The 23,099-nt window shown below is 70.5% G+C and carries 20 protein-coding genes; 18 read left to right on the top strand and 2 right to left on the bottom strand.

All coding sequences use genetic code 11. From position 1 onward, the window contains the following. Positions 1-30: 30 nt before the first annotated feature. From speB to ispG, 6 genes are all read left to right on the top strand, one after another. Positions 31-1,125 (top strand): agmatinase, encoded by a 1,095-nt coding sequence (gene speB, locus AC1DWP_RS15715; RefSeq protein WP_477615429.1) that lies wholly within the window; start codon positions 31-33, stop codon positions 1,123-1,125. Further along, positions 1,125-2,585, top strand: coding sequence for an NAD-dependent succinate-semialdehyde dehydrogenase (locus tag AC1DWP_RS15710; RefSeq protein WP_477615428.1), 1,461 nt, complete (start codon positions 1,125-1,127; stop codon positions 2,583-2,585). The genes speB and AC1DWP_RS15710 overlap by 1 nt, the downstream gene beginning before the upstream one ends. An 83-nt stretch (positions 2,586-2,668) precedes the next feature. Continuing rightward, positions 2,669-3,736 (top strand): DnaB-like helicase C-terminal domain-containing protein, encoded by a 1,068-nt coding sequence (locus AC1DWP_RS15705; RefSeq protein WP_477615427.1) that lies wholly within the window; start codon positions 2,669-2,671, stop codon positions 3,734-3,736. Between the two features lie 84 nt (positions 3,737-3,820). Next, positions 3,821-5,089: a 1-deoxy-D-xylulose-5-phosphate reductoisomerase gene (gene dxr, locus AC1DWP_RS15700; RefSeq protein WP_477615426.1), complete on the top strand. Its 1,269-nt coding sequence runs from the start codon at positions 3,821-3,823 to the stop codon at positions 5,087-5,089. After that, positions 5,089-6,450, top strand: a complete 1,362-nt coding sequence (locus AC1DWP_RS15695) for a M50 family metallopeptidase (protein WP_477615425.1) — start codon at positions 5,089-5,091, stop codon at positions 6,448-6,450. Before dxr ends, AC1DWP_RS15695 begins: the two co-directional genes overlap by 1 nt. Before the next feature lie 88 nt (positions 6,451-6,538). Next, positions 6,539-7,699 carry a flavodoxin-dependent (E)-4-hydroxy-3-methylbut-2-enyl-diphosphate synthase gene (ispG, locus tag AC1DWP_RS15690; protein ID WP_477615424.1) on the top strand — a complete coding sequence of 387 codons (1,161 nt, stop codon included), beginning with the start codon at positions 6,539-6,541 and terminating at the stop codon, positions 7,697-7,699. Between the two features lie 91 nt (positions 7,700-7,790). On the opposite strand, the gene AC1DWP_RS15685 is transcribed toward ispG, so the two are convergent. Beyond that, positions 7,791-9,158: an esterase-like activity of phytase family protein gene (locus tag AC1DWP_RS15685; protein ID WP_477615423.1), complete on the bottom strand. Its 1,368-nt coding sequence runs from the start codon at positions 9,156-9,158 to the stop codon at positions 7,791-7,793. 284 nt (positions 9,159-9,442) lie between these two features. Here AC1DWP_RS15685 and AC1DWP_RS15680 point away from each other — a divergent pair, with 284 nt between their 5' ends. The 12 genes from AC1DWP_RS15680 to AC1DWP_RS15625 all read left to right on the top strand — a co-directional run bounded on the left by AC1DWP_RS15680 (position 9,443) and on the right by AC1DWP_RS15625 (position 21,094). Then, complete coding sequence (locus tag AC1DWP_RS15680) at positions 9,443-10,288, top strand: GNAT family N-acetyltransferase (RefSeq protein ID WP_477615422.1); 846 nt, start codon at positions 9,443-9,445, stop codon at positions 10,286-10,288. Between the two features lie 33 nt (positions 10,289-10,321). Next, complete coding sequence (locus AC1DWP_RS15675; protein ID WP_477615421.1) at positions 10,322-10,561, top strand: hypothetical protein; 240 nt, start codon at positions 10,322-10,324, stop codon at positions 10,559-10,561. A gap of 130 nt (positions 10,562-10,691) precedes the next feature. Continuing rightward, positions 10,692-12,629 (top strand): HNH endonuclease signature motif containing protein, encoded by a 1,938-nt coding sequence (locus AC1DWP_RS15670; protein WP_477615420.1) that lies wholly within the window; start codon positions 10,692-10,694, stop codon positions 12,627-12,629. Between the two features lie 78 nt (positions 12,630-12,707). After that, positions 12,708-13,106, top strand: a complete 399-nt coding sequence (locus tag AC1DWP_RS15665) for a DoxX family protein (protein ID WP_477615419.1) — start codon at positions 12,708-12,710, stop codon at positions 13,104-13,106. Between the two features lie 392 nt (positions 13,107-13,498). Further along, the gene (locus AC1DWP_RS15660) at positions 13,499-15,301 is read left to right on the top strand and encodes a proline--tRNA ligase (RefSeq protein ID WP_477615418.1); all 1,803 of its coding nucleotides are present in this window, start codon (positions 13,499-13,501) and stop codon (positions 15,299-15,301) included. After that, entirely contained in the window at positions 15,301-16,062 is a 762-nt protein-coding gene (locus tag AC1DWP_RS15655; RefSeq protein WP_477615417.1) for an HAD family hydrolase, read from the top strand. The genes AC1DWP_RS15660 and AC1DWP_RS15655 overlap by 1 nt, the downstream gene beginning before the upstream one ends. After that, a complete protein-coding gene (locus AC1DWP_RS15650; RefSeq protein WP_477615416.1) occupies positions 16,063-16,845 on the top strand; it encodes a TSUP family transporter in 783 nt (260 codons plus the stop codon). 6 nt (positions 16,846-16,851) lie between these two features. Then, the gene (locus AC1DWP_RS15645) at positions 16,852-17,574 is read left to right on the top strand and encodes a nucleoside/nucleotide kinase family protein (RefSeq protein WP_477615415.1); all 723 of its coding nucleotides are present in this window, start codon (positions 16,852-16,854) and stop codon (positions 17,572-17,574) included. An 86-nt stretch (positions 17,575-17,660) separates the two neighbouring features. Continuing rightward, entirely contained in the window at positions 17,661-19,136 is a 1,476-nt protein-coding gene (locus AC1DWP_RS15640; protein WP_477615414.1) for a ferredoxin reductase family protein, read from the top strand. Positions 19,137-19,144: 8 nt separating this feature from the next. After that, entirely contained in the window at positions 19,145-19,642 is a 498-nt protein-coding gene (locus tag AC1DWP_RS15635) for an FMN-binding protein (protein ID WP_477615413.1), read from the top strand. 8 nt (positions 19,643-19,650) lie between these two features. Continuing rightward, positions 19,651-20,427 (top strand): FAD:protein FMN transferase, encoded by a 777-nt coding sequence (locus tag AC1DWP_RS15630; protein WP_477615412.1) that lies wholly within the window; start codon positions 19,651-19,653, stop codon positions 20,425-20,427. Positions 20,428-20,473: 46 nt separating this feature from the next. Further along, positions 20,474-21,094, top strand: a complete 621-nt coding sequence (locus AC1DWP_RS15625; protein WP_477615411.1) for a histone deacetylase — start codon at positions 20,474-20,476, stop codon at positions 21,092-21,094. On the opposite strand, the gene AC1DWP_RS15620 is transcribed toward AC1DWP_RS15625, so the two are convergent. Continuing rightward, positions 21,072-23,048 carry a thioredoxin domain-containing protein gene (locus tag AC1DWP_RS15620; protein WP_477615410.1) on the bottom strand — a complete coding sequence of 659 codons (1,977 nt, stop codon included), beginning with the start codon at positions 23,046-23,048 and terminating at the stop codon, positions 21,072-21,074. The two genes, AC1DWP_RS15625 and AC1DWP_RS15620, sit on opposite strands and share 23 nt — an antisense overlap. Between the last annotated feature and the right edge of the window lie 51 nt (positions 23,049-23,099).

The following is a 23,099-nucleotide window of genomic DNA, read 5'->3' as shown; positions in this document are numbered from 1 at the left end:
ATGACCTCGAAACGGCACTAGGGTCGAATCATGACGCGATACGGGCAGCAGTACGGCCCCGACTTCACCTTCCTCGGCGTGGACCGCTGCGACCTCGAAGACGAGAGCACGTATGCCGATGCGGACGTCGTGATCCTCGGTGCGCCCTTCGACGGGGGCACCTCACACCGGCCCGGAACGCGCTTCGGACCCCAGGCCATCCGGATGACCGACTACCTTCCGCACGACGGGTCGCGCCCCTCCCTGGCGCTGCGGACCGACGGCCTCGTCGACCTCCGGGTCGTCGACGCGGGCGACGTCGAGATGTACTCCGGCGACATCGAGCGGTCCCTGCCCAAGCTCGAGGCCGCGGTCGAGCGCGTCACGCGAGCGGGCGCCATACCCGTCGTCCTGGGGGGCGACCACTCGATCGCCTTCCCGGACGCCAAGGGTGTCGCCAACGTCCTCGGCCACGGCCGCATCTCGATGATCCACTTCGACGCGCACGCCGACACCGGTGACATCGAGTTCGGCTCCCTGTGGGGGCACGGCCAGCCCATGCGCCGGCTGATCGAGTCCGGTGCGCTGCGAGGCGACCGGTTCCTCCAGGTCGGGCTGCGGGGCTACTGGCCCCCGCCGGAGACCCTCGACTGGATGGCCGGTCAGGAGATGCGGTCGTTCGAGATGACCGAAATCGTGCACCGGGGGCTCGACGAGGTCCTCACCGAGGCGTTCACCATCGCCACGGACGACTGCGACGGTGTCTTCCTGTCGGTGGACATCGACGTCTGCGACCCGGGCCATGCGCCGGGCACCGGCACCCCGGAGCCCGGTGGGCTCTCGGCCCGACAGCTGCTCGACGCCGTGCGCCGGATCTGTCTCGAGCTGCCGGTCGTCGGTGTCGACATCGTCGAGGTGAGCCCGCCCTACGACCACGCCGACATCACCGCTGCGCTCGCGAACCGCGTTGTCCTCGAAGCCCTTTCGGCGATCGCGCGCAAGCGGCAGGACGAGCGGGAGGGAACTCGCTGGGACCCCTCGCAACCGCTGCTCGCCGGGCGCAACGGAGCCATTCCCGAGGGGCACATCCCGCAGCACCACCACACCCACGCCACGCACGACCACGTACCGGAGGACCACGGCTGATGGCCACCACCCAGAAGACCCTCATCGACTCGGTTCCCAAGGGACTGTTCATCGGCGGCGCGTGGCGCGACGCCACGGGCGGCGGCACCCTTGCCGTCGAGGACCCCTCGAGCGGTGCCACGCTCGCCCACGTGGCCGACGCCACGGTGGCCGACGGCAAGGCGGCCCTCGATGCAGCCGTTGCGGCGCAAGGGGACTGGGCCAAGACGCCTCCGCGCGACCGGGGCGAGATCCTGCGTGCCGCGTTCGAACGGATCACCGAGCGCGCCGAGGACTTCGCCACGCTGATGACCCTCGAGATGGGCAAGACGCTTGCCGAGTCGCGCGGAGAGGTGACCTACGGCGCCGAGTTCTTCCGCTGGTTCTCCGAGGAGGCCGTTCGCATCCACGGTCGCTGGTCGACGGCTCCCAACGGCGCGACCCGGCTGCTCACGATGAAGAAGCCCGTCGGGCCGACCCTGATGATCACCCCGTGGAACTTCCCGCTGGCGATGGGCACGCGCAAGATCGGGCCGGCCATCGCTGCCGGCTGCACCATGGTCGTCAAGCCGGCCAGCCAGACCCCGCTGACCATGCTCGCCCTGGCGGACCTGCTGCGCGAATGCGGGCTGCCCGCCGGTGTCCTCAACGTCGTCACGACGTCCCACACGGGTGACGTGATGGAACCCCTCATCCGCGACCCCAGGCTGCGCAAGCTCACCTTCACCGGCTCAACCGGGATCGGTCGCAGGCTGGTCGAGCAGTCGGCCGAACAGCTGCTCAGGGTCTCCATGGAGCTCGGCGGCAACGCCCCGTTCATCGTCTTCGAGGACGCCGACCTCGACCGGGCCGTCGATGGCGCGATGCTCGCCAAGATGCGCAACATCGGTGAGGCGTGCACGGCGGCCAACCGTTTCTTCGTCCACGAGGGTGTGGCTGACGAGTTCGCGAAGAAGTTCGCCGCGCGGATGGCCGGCCTGACCCTCGGCAAGGGCACCAAGAAGGGCGTCGACGTCGGTCCGCTGATCGATGCCAAGGCGCGCGACGGAGTCAGCGAGCTGGTCGAGGACGCCAAGGCCAAGGGGGGCACGGTCCTGACCGGCGGAGGACAGGTCAAGGGCCGGGGCTACTTCTTCGAGCCGACCGTGATCAGCGGGGTGCCCATGACGGCTCGGATGATGAAGGAGGAGATCTTCGGGCCCGTGGCCCCGATCGCCACCTTCCGTACCGAGGCCGAGGCCATCACCAAGGCCAACAGCACCGAGTTCGGCCTCGCCTCGTACGTCTACACGAACGACCTCGGACGGGTGATCCGGGTCAGTGAGGCGCTGGAGTACGGGATGATCGGCATCAACCAGGGGATCATCTCCAATCCGGCAGCCCCCTTCGGCGGCGTCAAGGCTTCCGGCTTCGGCCGGGAGGGTGGCTTCGAGGGCATCGAGGAGTACCTCGAGACCACCTATGTCGGGATTGCCCCTTAAGGGCTGAACTGGGGTCATCCGTTCGGTGCCAAAGTTCACCGAACCGTTTCCACCGGAGGCACATCGACGGTTCAATCTGTCGCATGACCAGCGCTGAACCAGCGGGAGCAAGCGTCCTGTCCATCACCGGCGAACCGCCAGTGCAGTCGCGCAACGTCGGCCGACTGCGATCGCTCGCCGACGTCCTCCTCGAGACGGACGAGAAGCTGCGGCTGGGCCAGACCGCCGGAGCACGCGTCTGGCCCACGGGCTTCGACGCCCTCGACGTGGCCCTGACCGGTGGCTTCCGCTCGGGCGAGCTGGTCCTTCTCGGTGGGCCGCAGGGACTGGGCAAGACGGCGATGGCACTGCAGATGCTGCGCAACGCCGTCGCGGCCAACCGCAGCGCGGTCCTCTTCTCCTACGAGCACGACGCCCACAGCATCTTGGAGCGGCTCATCGCGATCGAGGCGGGAGCCATCGCCGGCACCGACGCCGTCGGTCTGAACAAGATCAGGGCCGGCTTCGAAGCCAGGCACAGCCGCACGAAGTCGATGCGCGAGCGCTTCGGTGAGACCGTCGGCGGCATGGAGGCCGTCGAGGCCCTCGAGAGCTACGGCCAACGACTGCACGTGCACACCTCGAGTGGGATGCACACCACGCTCGATGAGATCCGTGCCGCCGTTGCCGAGATCATCGAGACCGACGGACGCCCCCCACTGGTCCTGGTCGACTACCTCCAGAAGGTCCCGGTGGCCGGGGTCATGGGCGAGGAGGAGCGAGTCTCCATCGTCGTCGAGCGGCTCAAGGACATGGCGCTCGAGCTGGGCGTCCCGGTCCTGGCGATCGTCGCCGCCGACAAGTCCAGCCTGGTGGCCGGCCGGCGGATGCGGGTCAACGACCTGCGTGGCTCGTCGGCCCTCGCCTACGAGGCCGACGTCGTGCTGATCCTCAATGACAAGTACGACATCGTCGCCAAGCACCACCTCGTCTACCACCTGGGTAACGCCGAGCGGTTCCGCCACTGGGTCGTCATGTCGATCGAGAAGAACCGCAACGGCGCCGACCACCTCGAGCTGGAGTTCCAGAAGCGGTTCGACCAGGGCCGGTTCGAGCCGGCCGGTCGCGTGGTCGAGGAGCAGCTCATCGAGGAGCGGGTCTTCCAGGAGTAGGTGTGCCCGGACGCGCCACCCAGGTGGCGCAGGACGGTCGTCCGGCCAGCGGCTCGAGCGGGATGGGACCGCGTGCCTGCCGACATGCGCGACAATGAACCAGTGACTTCCCCGCGCACCGTCGCCGTCCTCGGCTCGACCGGCTCCATCGGCACCCAGGCCCTGGACGTCATCGCGCGCAACCCCGACCGCTTCCGGGTGGTCGCCCTCTCCGCGGGGTCCAACGTCGAGCTGGTCGCCGAGCAGGCAGTCACGTTCGAGGTCGACCTCGTCGCGGTGGCCCGCGGCACCCACGAGCAGGTCGCCGAGGCCATTGGTGCGTATGCCGCGCGGGCCGGCCGCGCGGCATACCGGCCCCAGGTGGTGGTCGGGGACGACGCTGCGGTGACGGCCGCTGGGTGTGGCGCAGACGTCGTCCTCAACGGAATCACGGGGGCCATCGGGCTGCGTCCGACGCTGGCGGCCCTGGCCGAGGGCTCCACGCTCGCGCTGGCCAACAAGGAGTCGCTCATCGTGGGCGGACCACTGGTCAAGGCCGCCGCCAAGCCGGACCAGATCGTGCCCGTCGACTCCGAGCACTCGGCCATCGCCCAGTGCCTGCGCGGGGGGCGCGCCGACGAGGTGCGCCGGCTGGTGGTCACCGCCAGTGGGGGACCGTTCCGTGGGCGCAGCCGCGAGTCGTTGCGAGCCGTGACCCCGGCTGAGGCGCTCGCGCACCCGAACTTCTCGATGGGGCGCGTCATCACGACCAACTCGGCGACCCTGGTCAACAAGGGGCTCGAGGTGATCGAGGCGCACCTGCTCTTCGACATCCCGTTCGACCGCATCGACGTCGTCGTCCACCCGCAGCAGCTGATCCACTCGATGGTGGAGTTCGTGGACGGTTCGACCATCGCCCAGGCCGGACCGCCGCGGATGCTCGTGCCGATCGCGCTCGGGCTGTCCTGGCCGGCGCGGCTCGCCGACGTCGACGTCCCCGTGGACTGGACCCAGGCGCAGTCGTGGGAGTTCGAACCGCTCGACGACGCGGCCTTCCCGGCCGTGCGCCTTGCCCGACAGGTCGGCGAGGCCGGGGGCACCAGTCCAGCGGTCTACAACGCAGCCAACGAGGTCGCCGTCGATGCCTTCCACGACGGTCGCATCGGCTTCGTCGAGATCGTCGACACGGTGGCCAGGATCGTGGACATCCACGGGTCCGGCGGTGCACGCGGGATCGAATCAGGGACACTGACCGTTGAGGACGTGATGCGCGCGGACGCGTGGGCGCGCGAGGAGGCTCGGAAGGTGCTGGGTTTGCAGACTGGATCGATGACCGAGGAGTCGCTGGCGGACACCGAGGGGGCGCTTCGCTGATGACGGCCCTGCTGTACGTGCTCGGCGTGCTCTTCGTGGTCCTGGGGGTGGGCCTGTCGATCGGGCTGCACGAGATCGGGCACCTCGTCCCCGCCAAGAAGTTCGGGGTCAAGGTCACCCAGTACATGGTCGGCTTCGGACCGACCGTGTGGTCGACGAGGCGGGGCGAGACCGAGTACGGCATCAAGGGCATCCCGCTCGGCGGCTACATCCGGATGATCGGCATGTTCCCGCCGCGGCCGGGAGACAAGCCCGGGACGTTGCGCGTGTCGAGCACCGGCCGGTTCACCCAGCTCGCCGACGAGGCACGTCAGCTCAGCCTCGAGGAGATCAGGCCCGGCGACGAGGACCGCGTCTTCTACAAGCTGTCGGTGCCGAAGAAGGTCGTCGTCATGATGGGCGGCCCGGTGATGAACCTGGTCATCGCCGTCGTGCTGCTCACCGGGCTGGTGACCATCTACGGCATGCAGGTGGAGAAGGACGGGGCGGTCGTGGCCTCGGTCAGCGAGTGCGTCGTGCCCGCCAGCCAGGCGGCCGCCAAGACGACCTGTGCCCCCTCCGACCCCAAGACCCCGGCCTTCATCGCCGGCATCCGGCCCGGCGACCACATCCTGTCCATCGCGGGCCAACCCATCAAGCGCACCATCGATGTCGGCAAGCAGATCCGGCCCAGGGTCGGCGAGCAGACCGAGATCGTGGTGCTGCGCGACGGCGCCCGGGAGACGCTGCGGGTCAGCCCGATCCGCAACACCGTGCAGCAGGTCGGCCCGGACGGCACCCCGCTGGTGGACGCCGACGGTCAGCCCGTGGTCCTCGAGGCCGGTTTCCTCGGGGTCTCGTCGGCTCCCGTGCTGGCCCTCGAGCGCCAGAGCGTCACGGTTGTTCCTGGCATCCTCGGCGATCAGGTCTCGCACATCGCCGGGGTGCTCCTGCACATCCCGCAGCGGATGACCGACGTCGCGCAGGCGGCGTTCGGCTCCGAGGAACGCGACCCGAACGGACCGGTGTCCGTGGTCGGCGTGGGCCGGATGGCCGGCGAGATCTCGTCGGGCTCCATCAAGGGACTCGACGACAGCCTCGGCGGCAAGATCGCGATCCTGGTCAACCTGATGGCCGGCCTCAACCTCGCGCTGTTCGTCTTCAACCTGATCCCGCTGCTGCCCCTGGACGGCGGCCACGTCGCGGGAGCGTTGTGGGAGGGGCTCAAGCGCAACGCGGCACGCCTGCTGAACCGCCCCGACCCCGGGCACGTGGACGTCGCCAAGGCGTTGCCCGTCGCCTATGCGGTGTCCTCGGTGCTCATCGTGATGTCCGCGCTGCTCATCTACGCCGACTTCGTCAAGCCCGTCAAGCTCGGCTGACCCCGGCCTCGGGTCGGCCATGCGGCCGGCGCGGAGCCGGCTTCCAGCCGGCGTCGGCCTCCACCTCTCTCTGGGAGATACTCAACGCATGACTGTTGGACTAGGTATGCCGGCCCTGCCCCCGCCCGTGCTCGCGCCCCGCCGCAAGACGCGCAAGATCAAGGTCGGCAAGGTCGAGGTCGGCGGCGACGCCCCCATCTCGGTGCAGTCGATGTGCACGACGCCCACCACCGACATCAACAGCACCCTGCAGCAGATCGCCGAGCTCACCGCCTCGGGCTGCGACATCGTGCGCGTCGCGTGCCCGAGCCAGGACGATGCCGAGGCGCTCCCCGCGATCGCCCGCAAGTCCCAGATCCCGGTCATCGCGGACATCCACTTCCAGCCCAAGTACGTCTTCGCGGCGATCGACGCCGGCTGCGCCGCGGTGCGGGTCAACCCGGGCAACATCCGCAAGTTCGACGACCAGGTCAAGCAGATCGCAGCGGCGGCCAAGGATGCCGGTGTCTCGATCCGGATCGGCGTCAACGCCGGCTCGCTCGACCCCCGGCTTCTCGAGAAGTACGGCAAGGCAACGGCGGAGGCCCTGGTCGAGTCGGCCGTGTGGGAGGCCTCCCTCTTCGAGGAGCACGACTTCCACGACTTCAAGATCTCGGTCAAGCACAACGACCCCGTCGTCATGGTCAAGGCCTACGAGATGCTCTCCGAGCGGGGCGACTGGCCGCTGCACCTCGGGGTGACCGAGGCGGGGCCGGCGTTCCAGGGCACCATCAAGTCCGCCACCGCCTTCGGTGCGCTGTTGTCCAAGGGCATCGGCGACACCATCCGCGTGTCGTTGTCCGCCCCGCCGGTCGAGGAGGTCAAGGTCGGCAACCAGATCCTGCAGTCCCTGAACCTCAAGCCGCGCAAGCTCGAGATCGTCTCCTGCCCCTCGTGCGGTCGGGCCCAGGTCGACGTCTACAAGCTTGCCGACGAGGTCACTGCCGGACTGGAGGGGATGACGGTCCCGCTGCGCGTCGCGGTCATGGGCTGTGTCGTCAACGGTCCCGGCGAGGCTCGCGAGGCCGACCTCGGCGTCGCGTCCGGCAACGGCAAGGGCCAGATCTTCGTCAAGGGCGAGGTCATCAAAACCGTGCCCGAGAGCCAGATCGTCGAGACGCTCATCGAGGAGGCGATGCGCATCGCCGACGAGATGGGTGAGCCCATCGACGAGGAAAGCGCCGGGGCTCCGTCGGTCACGGTCGGCTGACCAGGCTCTCGGGCCCGCCCCCACCAGCGGACCCGAGAGTGACCTGTTCCCCGGCTCAGCCGTCGACCGGGCCAGCGACTTCCCCCTCAGCTCACCCCTGCGGGAGCAACCGCGGGTCGATGCCCAGCGGCTGGTCCAGGGTGACCTCGATGTACTCGTTCGGGTCGGGGACGACTGCCGATCGGCCACCGGTGTTGGGGAAGTTGTTGTCGTTCATCGCGGCGATGGTGTGGTCGTCGACCAGGGCGAGGTCCTCGATGGTCTCGAAGGCGAACGGGAAGAACGCACCCAGCTTGCCGACGTTGGCCGGGTCCGGAACGGCCAGGAGGTTCACGAGGAGCTGCTTGTCGGCATACCCGTCGTGGTCCCGGTCCTTGAGGTCCACGGTGAAGACCGCCTTGAAGCGCGCGGTCGGTCCCGCTCCCGCATCGCGTTCGACGACGAGGAGCTCGTGGTCGTTCAGCGCGATCGCGTCACCGATCGAGTCCCCGGGGCTCTCGAGGCGATAACGCCAGTAGGTGCCGGTGAACTGCGCCCCGAGGTCCTGGTTGACCTTGACCTCGAAGATCCGCAGGTCGGAGGCCAGACCGGCAGCCTTGTCCTCGGCGAGGGAACCCTCGAGCATCGGGTAGAGCCGCTGGCCGTTCGGTGAGATCGGCGTGCCCTCGAACCCGCGCGACGACGCGAGGTTGGGCTGCTCACCGACTGCGAGTGTCGGGTTCTGGGGCGCCTTCACCCCCGGGGCCGGAATGGGCGCTTCCAGGAGCCGACCGTGCTCGTCCGCGTGGAGCAGGAACGGTCCGAACTCGTCGCCGAACCAGAAGGTGCCGTCGGGCGCGACCTGCATGGACTCGGGGTCGAAGTCCCAGCCGGTCAGCACTCGGTCCGGCGGGGGGCAGGCGTAGCCCGCCGGCAGGGTCGCCGCCGCCGCGCAGCCGCCGTCGCGCCAGATCGTCCAGTCGACATGGTGGTCGGGGTCGCTGAGCAGGAACTGCAGACCGAGGTAGGTCGTCGTCCCTGTGGTGGTATCGGGCCGGATTCGGTTGACGACCAGCTCGAAGTCCTGGCTGTTGCCCTTCTGGCCGTAGCCGTTGTCGGTCATGACGAGGTAGCTGCCGTCGGCGTTGCGGTGCATCGCCGAGAAGCCCTGCACTGGTTGGGCAGGGTAGGGACGCGCAACCGCCGTCGTCCCGGTCTGGAAGTACCCCGACGGCGCAGTGCCCGGTCGATAGGTCTCGGCCGGGAGGGAGGAGCGCCCGACCAGCCGGGCCTGGGCGGCCGTCGTCGCGGGGTCGGGATCGACGGTGGCGCCCCCGACGCCGGCAGTGGCGCCGCTCGGCGATGAGGCGAGGGCGGTCGCACAGAGGGCGCCGGCTGCGGCAGCCCCCGTCGCACGTTTCCATGCACGGCGACGGCTTGCGGGACGTGGGCCCCAGAGGGCCCGGTCGTTCGTGGACATGATGGTCTCCTTGGTGATCTGGTCCGGTGCTGGTGTTGGTGCTGGTGTTGGATTCCCGCCTGGTGTCGGCGTTCGTGTCGCTCTTGCTTGTCGCTGCCGCACGAGCGGTGGCTCGTGGATCCGCAGCAAGCTGCGGCAAACTCGACGATCCCGTGGCAGACGCAGCTGCGTCGTCCACCAGGGAGCCCGACTGCGTCGCCCCCTCGGCCACAGCTGTGGACCGCAGGACGACGGGAGGGCGGCGTTCTGCGGCGCGCTGACCCGGCGAGCCCTAGGCTGGATCCGTGCTGCGCACTCGAAACCCGGTCCACGCGCTGTCGCCCTCGGACCGCGACGCCGCGTTGGAGGTGTGCGCGCGGAACCTGCCGGCGAACGTGTTCGTGGCCGCCCGCCTCCTCGAGGGAGTGCTCAGCAGCCAGCCCGGAACCGTTCTCGGGCACAAGGTCGGCGGCAGCCTCGAGGCGCTGTGCTGGTCCAGCGCCAACCTCGTCCCGGTGGAGGCCGACGAGCAGACGCTGAGCTTCTTCGCCGACCGGGTCCGCCGCTGGCGCCGCCACTGTGCCTCGATCCTCGGGCCGGCCGACCAGGTGGCCGAGCTCTGGCGGCACCTCGCACCCGCATGGGGACCGGCACGCGCCGTGCGGGCGAACCAGCCGTTGATGAGCAGCATGGACCGGCCCTCAGCCCTCGGGATCGAGCTCGACCCGAGGGTGCGTCCGGCCCGGGAGCACGAGGTGGACCTCGTGATGCCTGCGGCGGCGCACATGTTCGAGGGCGAGATCGGCTACCCGCCCTACACCGGCTCGGGCGCGGCATACCGGTCGGCACTCCTGGCCCTCATCGACCGTGGCCACACCTTCATCGCGGTCGAGGACGGCGCGGTGATCTTCAAGGCCGACGTGGGCTCCGTTGCGCTCGGCTGCGCGCAGCTCCAGGGGGTGTGGCTGGCACCGCACCTGCGGGGGCGCGGACTCTCCGTGCCCCTCATGGCGTCCGTGGTCGAGCAGGTGATGGAGACCCGCGCGCGCTGGGTCACGTTGTACGTCAACGACTTCAACGAGAGTGCCCGGGCCACGTATGCGCGGGTCGGCTTCGAGGACGTCGGTAACTTCTCGACCGTCCTGCTCTGATGAGCGGCGTTCGCTGCTGATGGACCCCTCCTGATGGACCCCTCGCTGCGGTCGGAGCCGCGCCCGGACACACCCGCTGCCGGAAACGCGCTGCTCTGGATGACCGGGTCGCTCGCCCTCTTCGGTGCCTTCCTCGTCGCCGTGCCTGGCCGGGAGACAGCCGGGCGCACGTGGCTGTGGGTCGGCCTCGTCCTGCTGGTCGTCGGTGGCGCGACCTTTGCGCTCGCCCTCAGGGCTCGGCTGTCCTATCGGCGCGAGCACCGCAGCGACTGAAGCCCGGCCTTCATAGCAGGCGGCACTGACAGTGAAGTGGTGGGGTCACTGCGCCAATTCTGTTGTCTGGCAATCGAATTCATCGCTCGTACAGGTTGAAAGGGAGTGTTGCGTGGGCTAGAGTGGACATATGTTCGAACTCGCCGACCTCCACCTTCGACTCCAGTCGGAGCTCGGTCGAGTGCGCGCCGTCGGGGCCGAGGCGTCGGGCGCGGAGTGGGTGGAGCTGGCGGGTTCGTGCCAGCAGCTGATCAACGTCGCGGCGGCGATGCAGACGGTTGCCCTGGCGCACGTGGCCGCGACCGATGACGTCGTGTGTGAGGACGGCACCATCGAGGAGGAGTTCCGGGGCCTCGGCCACCAGCGGCTGGACGCTCCCGCTCTCGTGCAGGACCGGTTGGGGCTCACCACGTCAGGAGCGACTGACCGGGTCGCGACCGCGGTGGACCTCGTGACGCGCCACCCCGCTCTGGTCGAGGCCATGGCGGCTGGCCGGCTCGACGCCTACCGCGCCGGGATCGTTTCGGAGGAGCTGGCCGACGCCACGCCGGAGGTCTGCGCCGAGGTGGCCGACCGGATCGGCGAGCGGCTCGGCACCGAAGCAGGCGGTGCGTTGCGCCGCCGGACTCGTCGCGTCCTGGCGTCGGTGGACGCAGACCTCGTGCGGCGCAAGGCCGAGCGCGCGCGGGCCGAGCGATCGCTGCGTCGCAGCGCCTTCGCTCCCGGGGTGGACGAGTGGAGTGCGAAGGTGCCCGTCGAGGAGTCGCGAACCGCGTGGTCGGTGGTCGACGGGTTGGCCCGGAGCTATGTCCTCGACGGCAAGTGCGCGGGCATCGAGCAGGCCCGGGCAGACGCCCTGATGGATCTCATTCACGCTCGGGCCACCGGTGAGGTCACGGTGCACCTGACGGTCCCGGCCAGCGCGGTCGCCCGCGAGGCCGCCGCCGCAGAGGCGGCTCGTGACGAGGGCGCAAGGAGCGACGGGGACGGCGGCCGACGCGCTGCCGAACTGGTGCCGGTGACGGGATTCGGTATGCCGGGTGTCACCCATGTGCGCGCCTCCTGGGTTGCGTCGGTGGCGCAGCGCCGACAAGGACCGCGCGGTGGCGCGACGGAGCCTGTGCCGGCTGGCGACGCGGGCGGGCCGTCAGCTCCAGAGCCCACGGCGCCCGGCGACGCGGGCGGGCCGGCAGCTCCGAAGTCCACCGCATCGTTCGACGTGGTGGCGTGTGACGACACGTCGGGCGCGCTCGCGTCCCTGCCGATGAGCGCGGAGCGCCCAGCCCGAAGGTTTCGGAGCCTCCCAGCTCCAGGGGACGGGTCCCGTGCAGGCAGTCGCGACTCAGGTCGCTATCGACCTCCCCAGTGGATGATCGACTTCGTCAAGGCGAGGGACGGTCAGTGCCGCTTTCCCGGATGTGCGATCAGTGCGAGGTTCTGCGACGTCGACCACGTGGTCCCGTGGCCCGTGGGCGCGACCGATCCGACCAACCTGGTGTGCCTGTGTCGACGCCATCACCGCATCAAGCAACGGCCACGGTGGCGATCGCGCCTCGACGCGGACGGCGCCCTGGTCTGGACCGATCCCACAGGCCACCAGAGCACCACCGTGCCCTTCGACCAGCTTCAGTGTGGATCTGAGGCCGCCTCAGCGATCACCACCATGAGTGGTGACGCCCACCCGGCGGTGGTCGTGGACGCTGAGGTGGACGTCGAGGCGGACGTCGAGGTGGGCGTCGAGGTGGGCGTCGAGATAGCCGTGGAAATGGACGGGATCGCCGGGCTGACTTCGCTGCTGGAGGAGGGAGTGCAGCACCTGACCGAGCACCACCTCGTCGAACTGGCCTGCCGTCCCGGCAATCTCACCACCCGCAACCGCCGCGCGCTGCGGACCGGGCGGCGGGTCGACTTCGGCCGCCTCGAGTGGTTCTCGACGAGAGGGCGCTCGAGGGTGGAGATCATCCGGGTGTGCGACCGGCTCGACGTGGACAGACTCCTGTTCCTCGGCCGTGGCTCCACCTCGCGCCTCATCCGAGGCTCGTCCTCCGAGGACCCGCCTCCGTTCTAGACGGCGAAGGGCGTGGGTGTGCGCATGGATCGCAGCAGCTCGCCGTTGGCCGCAAGCTCTGCCTGACAGGATGGCGGCATGCCCCGCTCCGTCGCGCCCTTGACCAAGGACATCGTCGGCCTCGCCGGCCTGTTCATCACCTCGGGGACGACCCACCTCGTCAAGCCCGAGGTGTTCGAGCCGCTGGTGCCGAACTCGTTGCCGCGCCGACGCGAGCTGATCTACCTCTCGGGCGTCGCCGAGCTCGTGTGCGCTGCCGGGCTGCTCCACCCGCGCACCCGCCGGTATGCCGGGTGGGCGAGTGCCGCCCTGCTCCTCGCCATCCTGCCGGGCAACGTCCAGATGAGCGCCAACTACGGCAAGCGCGCGCAGCGCAAGGGCACTCCGGCAGCGCAGGCCGCCTTCGCGGGCACCGTGGCACGGCTGCCGCTGCAGCTCCCGCTGATCCGCACCGCCCTCAGGGCCGCTGGGCGCTGACGCGCACGGGCGGTCGTCGCCCTAGGTCGTGGTCTGGTCTGCCGGCTGCTTGGCGTTGTTCTCGGCGCGATCCCGCGCCGCCTTCGCCTTGGAAATCCTCAGAGCCTCTTGCTCTCGACGATCCATCGATCGCTTTCGTGTAAACGGCCACACGCAGCCATCACCCCCCCGCTTGGGAACCCCCGACCCGACCGACAGGCTTCCGCAAAACGGACAAACTCACAAGCCGGCGGGGACCAATACCTGCAGGTCGCACCCCGTCCCCCAGAGATCTGATCGCTGCTGGTTGCGGCGCCCGTCAACACGACGAAGGCGACGAAGGAAACCGTGGTGAGCACGCGGAGCACCGACGGATATCCTCTGGGGGTTGTCCGCCAACCGAGGAGTGCCACGTGGCCCTGCGCATGTCGACCCTGTTCCTGCGAACCCTTCGCGAGGATCCGGCCGATGCCGAGGTGCCGAGCCACCGGTTGCTCGTCCGGGCGGGCTACATCCGACGGGTCAGCCCCGGCATCTACACCTGGCTGCCGCTGGGCCTGCGCGTGCTGCGCAAGGTCGAGACCATCGTCCGCGAGGAGATGGACGAGATCGGCGCCCAGGAGCTGCTCTTCCCTGCGCTGCTGCCCAAGGAACCCTTCGAGGCGAGCGGTCGCTGGACCGAGTACGGCCCCAACATCTTCCGCCTGCAGGACCGCAAGGGCGGCGACTACCTGCTCGGGCCGACCCACGAGGAGATGTTCACGCTCGCGGTCAAGGACCTGTACTCGTCCTACAAGGACCTTCCGCTGGCGATCTACCAGATCCAGACGAAGTACCGCGACGAGGCGCGTCCGCGGGCCGGCGTGCTCCGTGGCCGCGAGTTCGTCATGAAGGACTCCTACTCCTTCGACCTCGACGCGGCCGGCCTCGACAAGGCCTACCAGCTGCACCGCGACGCCTACATCCGCATCTTCGACCGGCTCGGCTTCCACTACGTCATCGTCCAGGCGATGGCCGGTGCCATGGGTGGGAGCAAGAGCGAGGAGTTCCTCGCCACCGCCGAGAACGGCGAGGACACCTACGTCCGCTGCCCGAACTGTGGGTATGCCGCGAACGTCGAGGCCGTGCGCGTCCCCGTCCCCGACGCCATCTCGTATGCCGACGTGCCGGCTGCGCACGCGGAGTCCACCCCGGACACCCCCACCATCGACACGCTCGTCGCCCACCTCAACGCGCACTTCCCGCGCGAGGACCGTCCGTGGGCGGCGGGGGACACCCTCAAGAACGTCATCGTGACGGTGGTCCACCCCGACGGCACGCGTGAGCCGCTGGCCATCGGCGTGCCCGGCGACCGCGAGATCGACGAGAAGCGGCTCGGCGCCCAGGTCGACCCGGCCGAGGTGGAGGCCTTTGAGGAGAAGGACTTCGCCGCCAACCCGGCGCTCGTCAAGGGCTACATCGGGCCCGGCGCGCTCGGCTCGGAGTCTGCCTCGAAGATCCGCTACCTGCTCGACCCGCGGGTCTCCGAGGGCACCCGCTGGGTCACCGGTGCGAACGAGGCCGGCAAGCACGTGATCGACCTGGTGGCCGGCCGCGACTTCACCGCTGACGGCACCATCGAGGCCGCTGACGTGCGCCCCGGCGACGCGTGCCCGAGCTGTGGCCACGGACTGGAGTCGGCCCGCGGCATCGAGATGGGACACATCTTCCAGCTCGGCACCAAGTACGCCGAGGCGCTCGACCTCAAGGTGCTGGACCAGAACGGCAAGCTGCAGACCGTGGTCATGGGTTCCTACGGCGTGGGCGTCTCGCGTGCCGTGGCCTGCGTCGCCGAGGGCAACCACGACGAGCTCGGCCTGCGCTGGCCCCGGGAGATCAGCCCCGTCGACGTGCACGTCGTCGCCACCGGCAAGGACGCGACCCGCGACCCCGAGGTCTTCGCGACGTCCGAGGAGATCACGCGCGCCCTCGAGGCCCAGGGCCTGTCGGTGCTCTACGACGACCGCCACAAGGTCAGTCCCGGCGTGAAGTTCAAGGACTCCGAGCTGATCGGCGTCCCGACCATCGTCGTGATCGGGAAGTCGCTCGAGAACGGCATCGTCGAGATCAAGGACCGCGCCACCGGCGAGCGTCGGGAGGTTCCGGTGCAGGACGTCGTGGCCGAGGTCGTCCGCGAGGTCCGCGGCGACCGCGAGGTCCGCGGCACCGAGTCCTGATGGGCGGCTCGGCGCCGATCGAAGCGCTGATCTTCGACTGGGGCGGGACGCTCACGCCCTGGCACGACGTCGACCTGCCCCAGCAGTGGCGCGTCTTCGCCCGCGAGGTGCACGGACTGCCGGTCGATGACCCGGGCATGCCCGTCGAGGAGCTCGCCGAGGCCGACTCGCTGGCCATCCGCATCCACGAGGCCGAGGAGAAGGCCTGGTCCCGCGGCCGCCAGACCCATGAGAGCGCCTCCATCGAGGAGATCCTCGCGGAGGCCGGGGTCGACGCGGACCACGACCGGCACCTCCTGGCGCTCGCGGCATACCGGAGGTTCTGGGAGCCGCACACGCACACCGACCCGCAGGTGCGCCCGCTCTGGGAGGGGTTGCACGACCGCGGCCTCAAGGTTGGTGTGCTGTCCAACACCATCTGGAGCCGCGCCTACCACCGCGAGGTCTTCCAGCGTGACGGTGTCCTCGACCTGCTCGACGGCGACGTGTACTCCTCGGAGATCCACGTCGTGAAGCCGCACCCCGAGGCGTTCCTCGCGGCGTGCGAGGCCGTCGACGTCCCGCCGCAGGCCGCCGTCTACGTGGGCGACCGCCTCTTCGAGGACGTCCACGGGCCGCAGCAGGTCGGCATGCGCGCGATCTGGATCCCGCACAGCGACATCCCGGTCAACCAGCAGGTAGCGGTCGACGTGACCCCCGACGCCCAGGCCCACGAGCTGCTCGACATCCTCTCGATCGTCGACGGCTGGCTGGGGCAGTAGGTGCCGGACGTCGACCTGACCACGGTCCTCCTCATGGCCCTGGCGGGGTTCGGTGCGGGCTGGATCGACGCGGTCGTCGGCGGTGGCGGCCTCGTGCAGCTGCCCGCCCTGCTGCTCGGCTTCACCGGGGCGTCCCCCGCGCAGCTGCTCGCCACCAACAAGATCGCCTCGATCTTCGGCACGACGACCAGCTCGATCACCTACTGGCGCAGGGTCCGTCCCGACCTGCGCACCGCGCTGCCGATGGCGGCCGTCGCCTACCTCGGCGCGGTCGGGGGTGCCTTGCTCGGCCTGCACATCCCCAAGAGTGCGTTCAACCCGATCATCCTCGTGATGCTGGTGGTCGTCGGCGCCTACACCATCGCCAAGCCCTCCCTCGGCGCCGAGACCGCCCTGCGCTTCGCGGGTCACCGGCACACCGTCATCGCGATGATCACGGGCTTCGTCATCGGGGTCTACGACGGTGCCCTCGGTCCGGGTACCGGCTCGTTCCTCGTCTTCGCGCTCGTCGGGCTGATGGGCTACGCCTTCCTGGAGGCCAGCGCGAAGGCCAAGATCGCGAACTTCGCCACCAACCTCGGGGCGCTGACCGTGTTCGTCCCCGGTGGCCACGTCATGTGGAAGATCGGGGCGGTGATGGCCGTGGCGAACATCGCGGGCGGCTACGTCGGAGCGCGGACGGCCGTGGCGCGGGGGAGTCGGTTCGTCCGCGTGGTCTTCGTGGTGGTGCTCGTGGCCTTCATCGTCAGGATCGGCGGCTCGGTGCTCGGCTGGTGGAGCTGACCGGGGATGGACGCCTCCCGCGAACCCGGTGGTCCGGAGGTGGCCGGCGCGCCGTCGCTGCCCGCGCTGAGTGAGCTGCTGGACCGGTGCGCCGGCCTCGTGTCCGAGGCTGCCGGCGGACGCCGACGGGTCCTGGGCATCGCGGGGCCACCGGGTGCAGGCAAGACGACCCTGGTCGCGGCGCTGCTGCACGCCGTGGCAGCCGACCCGCGACTGGCCGGCCGCGTCGCCCACGTGCCGATGGACGGGTTCCACCTGCCCGGTGCCGAGCTGGGACGGCTGGGCCGCTTGAACCGCAAGGGGGCGCCGGACACCTTCGACGTCCAGGCGTATGCCGCGCTGCTCGCCGCCGTTCGCGGCTCACCGCGCGTGGTGGTCCGGGCCCCCGCCTTCGACCACGCAGTGGGGGAGCCCGAGGCCGAGGCCATCGAGGTCGGCCCCGCCGCGGACCTCGTTGTCTCCGAGGGCAACTACCTGTTGCTCGACGACCCGGCGTGGCGCCCGGTGCGGGCGCTGCTCGACGAGGCGTGGTTCTGCGCCCTGGCGGACGACCGGCGCCGCCAGCGCCTCATCGACCGCCACGTCGAGGCCGGCAGGGCCCTCGAGGACGCGACGGCCTGGGTCGACCGGTCCGACGAGGCCAATGCCCGGCTCGTCGCCGGAGGCCGGGACTTCGCGGACCTGGTGCTGGTCGACGGCCGGATCGTCCGAGGCCCTGCGGCACCCTGAGATGCGCGGTGGGGTCCCTGGGACTCACGCACCGGTCATGGCTGGTGCACAGCAAACACCCAGACTCGCGACCCACAGTGCTGGATGTGACCACCACCGACCTGCCGCGCTCTGCGGTGACCTCCGCCCACGACCCCGCGCACGCGGCATACCGAGCTGAGGCCGGTCGACCTGACGCCGGTCGAGCCCACGCCCGCCGTCCCGCCGTGCGGGTCGTGCCGCGCTGGTGGCGCGATGCGTCCGTCAGCGCCTTCTGGCTGGTGCAGCTCTGGGTGACCGCGCTGTGGGTCCAGCACGGTGGCGTCCAGGACCTCGGGTCGCTCTCGGGCGCGCTCACCAGCCTCGGGCGCCTCACCGGGCTGGTCGCCTCGGCCCTGTTGCTGGTCCAGGTGTTCCTGATGGCCCGGGTGCCGTGGTTCGAACAGGCCTGGGGCCAGGACGAGCTCGCCCGCACCCACCGGCTCGTCGGGTTCACGTCCTTCAACCTCCTGTGGGCGCACGTCGTCCTCATCACGCTCGGGTATGCCGCCGCCTCACCCCTGGGGTTGTGGGGGACCATCGTCGACTTCGTCCGCAACTACCCCGGGATGCTGCTGGCGGTGGCCGGCACGGTCGCCCTCTGCCTGGTCGTCGTCACCTCGGTGCGCAGGGCACGACGGCGGCTGCGGTACGAGTCCTGGCACCTCATCCACCTCTACGGCTACCTCGGCGCCGGGCTGGCGCTGCCGCACCAGCTGTGGACCGGTCAGGAGTTCCTGGCCTCGACGGCGTCGACCGTCTTCTGGTGGGGCCTGTATGCCGTGTGGGCCGCGACCGTGCTCGTCTTCCGGGTGGGGCTGCCCCTGTTCCGCTCACTGCGGGCGCCGCTGCGCGTCGTCGCCGTGCACGCCGAGGCGCCGGGGGTGACCACGGTCGTCGTCGGTGGGCCCGGCGTGGCGCGGATGCGACCCGCGGCAGGGCAGTTCTTCCAGTGGCGCTTCGTCGACGGGCCCGGCTGGACCCGGGCCAACCCCTACTCCCTGTCGGCGGCTCCGGACGGGCGACACCTACGCGTCACCGCTGCCCACGTGGGGGACGGCACCGAGCGGCTGGCCACCCTGCGGCCGGGCACGCGGGTGCTCGTCGAGGGGCCGTACGGCCGACTCCACCCCGGGGTCCGCACTCGCCGCAAGGTGCTCCTCATGGGCGCGGGAATCGGCATCACCCCCATCCGGGCCCTGCTCGAGGGACTCGACCAGGACCCTGGCGACGTCGTGGTCATCCACCGGGCCAGCACGCGAGAGCAGTTCGTGCTCGGCGAAGAGCTGTTCCGGATCGCGACCGACCGCGGCGCCCGCTACGTCACCGTCGAGGGACACCGTGTGCCCGGGCGTGACACCTGGCTGCCTGCGGCGGCCGCGCACCTGACCGACGCCGCCGCCCTGGCCCAGCTCGTGCCGGACGTCGCCGAACGTGACGTCTTCCTGTGTGGGGCGCCTGCCTGGATGGACGCCGCCCGCCGGGCGGCGCTCGACTGCGGGGTCCCGGCCACCAACATCCACCTCGAGCGGTTCGAGTACTAGGAGGACCCATGCGAAGAATCACCCTGTGGGCCCTGTCCACCCTGACCACGTTGGTGCTGCTGTTCAGCTACCACACCTCCACCGCCGGCTCGGGGACGACGCTGGCCGCCGGGACCTCGGTCCAGGCGCCGGCCGGGGCCGGCACGACGGACTCGGGGACCACGGGCTCCGGAACGACGGACTCGGGGACCACCGACTCGGGCAGCTCCAGCTCGGGCAGCACCTCCGCCGCCAAGACCTACGACGGAGACACGGTGCAGACGCGATGGGGGCCCGTGCAGGTCCGGATCACCGTGCAGGACGGCAAGATCACCGCGTCCGAGGCGATCGTGTACCCCAACGGGAACCACGAGGACGTCCAGATCAACTCCGCCGCGCTGCCGGTCCTCAGCCAGGAGGCGGTGCAGCAGCAGAGTGCCGACATCGACATGGTGTCCGGCGCGACCGTGACCTCCGAGGGCTACCTGTCGTCGCTGCAGTCCGCGATCGACCAGGCCCACCTGTGACTGCCGTGATGGCGACCCCGCGCAGGGCGTTCGTCGAGCAGGTCATGGGGATGCCGGTCTCGATCCACCTCCGAGGAGAGGTGCGGGGTGCCCTGGACGACCCCGGGGTCGTCACCGCCGTCGACCAGGCCTTTGCCGTGCTGCGCAGGGTCGACTCGGTCTTCAGCACCTGGCGCGAGGACAGCGACCTGATGCGGGCGAGGCGAGGCGAGCTCCCCGCGGCCCAGGCGCATCCGTGGCTGGCCGAGGTCGAGCAGCTCTGTGCCGAGGCGCAGCGGCGCACGGCTGGGCTGTTCAGCGCCTCCTACGCCAGCTCCTCCCACGACAGCACCTCCCACGAGACCGCTACCACCAGCGGGACCTCCTACGACCCGACAGGGCTGGTCAAGGGGTGGGCCGTCGAGCGGGCGGCGATGCACCTGCGGCACGTGCCCGGGATCTCGTGGTGCCTGAACGCGGGCGGCGACCTGTTCGCCGGCGCCGGTCGTGCGGCCCCATCGAGCACCTGGCGCGTCGGTGTCGAGGACCCGCGCGAGCCCTCTGCCGTCGCGGCGACGATCCCCCTGCGCAGTGGCGGCTTGGCGACGTCCGGCGCAGCCGCCAGGGGAGCGCACGTCGTCGACCCGCGGAGCGGCGCGGCCATCGGCCGTCCGGGTTCGGCGACGGTCTGGGGACCCAGCCTCCTGTGGGCGGACGTCTGGGCAACGGCCCTCTTCGTGGACCCGTTGACGGGGGAACGTGCGCTGGAAGGTGCCGACCCGGCATACCGGTCGCTGTTGCTCTGAACGTGTGGTGGGGGTGGCACCGGCCTCGGCGTGGCATGGTGGAGGTGTGCAGGTCTGGTACGCGAGCTACGGCAGCAACCTCTCCCGCGACCGCTTCCAGTGCTACCTGGGCGGCGGTCGGCCTGAGGGCGCGAGCCGCACCTACCCGGGCGCCCGCGACCAGAGTCCTCCCCAGGACGACCGTGCGCTGACGTTGCCGGGCGAGCTGGTCTTCGGGTGGGAGTCGCCGACGTGGGGTGGCGGGATCGCCTTCTACGACGCCGACACGGCGGGCACGACGCTGGCGCGCGCCTACCTCGTGACCGAGCAGCAGTTCGCCGACGTCGCTGCCCAGGAGATGCATCGGGCGCCGGGCGCAGACCTCGATCTCTCGCACGTGCTCGAGCACACACGGCACGAGGTGGGGCCGGGTCGTTACGAAGCCCTCCACCTCGTCGGCGAGCTCGAGGGGACCCCGGTCCTCACCTTCACGACGCCGGATCCCACTGCGCTGCAACCCAACTCACCGACACCCGCCTACCTGCGAACGCTCACCGCAGGCCTCCGCGAGGCGCACGACCTGTCGGACGACGAGCTCACGGACTACCTGCTCGGGCGCCCGGGCATGCAGCCCGACTGGGATGCGGCCCGGCTGACCGAGCTCGTCAGCGAGCCAGCGCCGCAGTGAGCGCCGCGACGTCCGTCACCGGGGCGTCGCACACGAAACCACGGCACACGTATGCCGCGGCGCCGCCACCGACGAGAGGCCGCTGGGCGAGGAGCGGGTGCCCCGGGGCATCGGGCTCGCCCTGCACCACGACCAGTCCGGGTGAGGCCGAGCGGCGCGCGACTCCGGCCAGGGCGTCGGCATCGGCGCCCGTGCCGACGACGGCAACCTGCAAGGGGCCGGTGACCGACGCCTCGGCCACCGACAGCGTCCAGCCTGCGAAGCGCGGGTCGCGCACGGCCAGCTGCCCTGCTGCTGAGAGCCCTGCCTCTGCCCGGTCTCTCATCGCTGTGTCCCCGGTCAGGGCCGAGCAGGTGAGGAGGGCGCCGGCCAGCGCCGACTGCCCTGAGGGTTCGGCATTGTCGGCGGCGCTGCGGGGGCGGGTGAACAGCGTCTCGGCGTCGTCGCTGGTGTCGTGGAACCCGCCGTCGTCGGCGCCGAAGCGCTCGACCGCGGTCGTGAGCAGGTCGCGTGCGGTCGCAAGCCATCTCGCGTCGCCGGTGGCCTGGTGCAGCGCGAGCAGCCCCTCCGCCAGGTTGCCGTAGTCGTCGGCCACACCGGCGGCGGTTCCGACCGTGCCAGCCCTCGACGTCCGGCGCAGGCGGCCGTCGACGACGTGGGTCCCGACGACGAACTCGGCGCACGCCGCGGCGGCCTCGACGAGGTCGGGCCTGCCGAGGACGGCACCCGCGTCGGCGAGCCCGGCGATGGCCAGACCGTTCCACGAGGTGACGACCTTGTCGTCGCGGCCGGGCTGCGGGCGTGCCTGGCGTGCCTCGAACAGCCGGCGTCGCGCATTGGCCCACCAGGCCCCGTCGTCAGGGTCCGCCGGCAGCTGGAGGGTGGACGACCCATGCTCGAACGTGCCGCCGGTGGTCACGGTGAGCAGGGTGGCCGCCCGAGCGGCGTCGTCGTCACCGAGGACCTCGGCCAGCTGCGCGGGTGTCCACGCGTAGGTCAGGCCCTCGACGCCCTCGGTGTCCGCGTCCAGCGCCGAGGCGAAACCGCCCTCTTCGGTGCGCAGGTCGCGCATCAGGAACTCAGCCGTCTCGAGCGCCACCCGGCGAGCCAACGGGTCCTCGGTGATCCGGTGCAGGTGGGTGTAGACCCGGAGCAGCTGGGCGTTGTCGTAGAGCATCTTCTCGAAGTGGGGAACCACCCAGCGCGCGTCGACGGAGTAGCGCGCGAACCCGCCGGCGACCTGGTCGTAGATGCCGCCGCGTGCCATCGCCTCGCAGGTGCTCGCCGCCATCGCGAGGGCGTCCTCGGACCCGGTTCGGGCGTGGTGGCGCAGCAGGAACTCGAGCACCATCGACGGCGGGAACTTCGGCGCACCGCCGAATCCCGCTGCGCCGTGGTCGAACTGGCCACGCAGCTGCACCGCAGCCGCTTCGAGTGCGCCCTCGTCCAGCACCTGTCCAGTGACCGGGGCCGACAGCTCGCGGAGCCGCGAAGCGATGTGGGCGCCGCTCTCGAGGACGCGGTCGCGCTGGGTGGTCCAGGCGTCGGTGACCCCCGCGAGGAGCTGGAGGAACTGACCCTTGGGGAAGTAGGTGCCGGCAAAGAAGGGGTCGCCGTCCGGCGTGAGGACACACGTCATGGGCCAGCCGCCGTGTCCCGTCAGGGCCGTGGTGGCCGCCATGTACACCGCGTCGATGTCGGGTCGTTCCTCGCGATCCACCTTCACTGCGACGAAGTTCGCGTTGAGCACCCCCGCCACGTCCTGGTCCTCGAACGACTCGTGAGCCATGACGTGGCACCAGTGGCACGCGGCATACCCCACCGAGAGGAGGACGGGGACGTCTCGCTCGCGCGCCTCGGCGAACGCCTGCGGACCCCATTCCTGCCAGTCGACGGGGTTGTCCTGGTGCTGCAACAGGTAGGGGGAGGTCGAGTCGGCCAGACGGTTCGGCATGGGTCCCACTCTCCCTCAGACGCCTCGGGGAGGGCGAATGCGGGTGGAGCC

It is taken from the genome of Pedococcus sp. P2_F6, assembly GCF_056403675.1.
The sequence above is the reverse complement of the archived record's forward strand: the minus strand, read 5'-3'. Positions and strand labels throughout refer to the sequence as shown.